This window comes from Haloferax sp. Atlit-4N, from assembly GCF_003383025.1.
Classification (GTDB): Archaea; Halobacteriota; Halobacteria; order Halobacteriales; family Haloferacaceae; genus Haloferax; species Haloferax gibbonsii.
This window is the reverse complement of sequence record NZ_PSYY01000124.1, coordinates 1-439: the sequence shown is the minus strand read 5'-3', so window position 1 is coordinate 439 and position 439 is coordinate 1. Positions and strand designations below refer to the sequence as shown.

Annotated in this window: 1 protein-coding gene; it reads right to left on the bottom strand. The window is 58.5% G+C overall.

Annotated elements, in window-relative coordinates; translation table 11 throughout:
* Positions 1–439: helicase-related protein (locus tag C5C07_RS20880; RefSeq protein WP_255565283.1), on the bottom strand; the 439-nt coding region annotated here is incomplete at both ends.

Below are 439 nucleotides of genomic sequence, written 5' to 3'. Positions count from 1 at the left end.
ATATCCTGAATCCGCTCGCGACTCTCAGCGTCGAACGTGCTTGGGTCGATCAGACTGCGGTCGTACCACTCAAGCAGGGTCTGCTCACGCTCCTCCATGAGCTCCTCTAACTCCGCCGCGGTCGCTTCGGGGGGCTCCTCGTTCTGGACCGACCGCATGATCAGGTCGTCGATGTTGATGTCATCAAGCATCCCCAACACGTCCGCGGTCGACCCAACCTGCGAGCGAATATTCTCGACCTTGTCCTGCAGTAACTCGAAAATCTCGCCCTCCCGTGTCCCCTCGAATTGGAAGTTCCAGACCTTGACTTCCTTGTCCTGTCCATAGCGGTGAATCCGACCGATCCGCTGTTCCAGTCGGTTGGGATTCCAGGGGAGCTCGTAGTTCACCATGATGTGGCAGCTGTGCTGGAGGTCGATCCCCTCGCTGGCTGCATCAG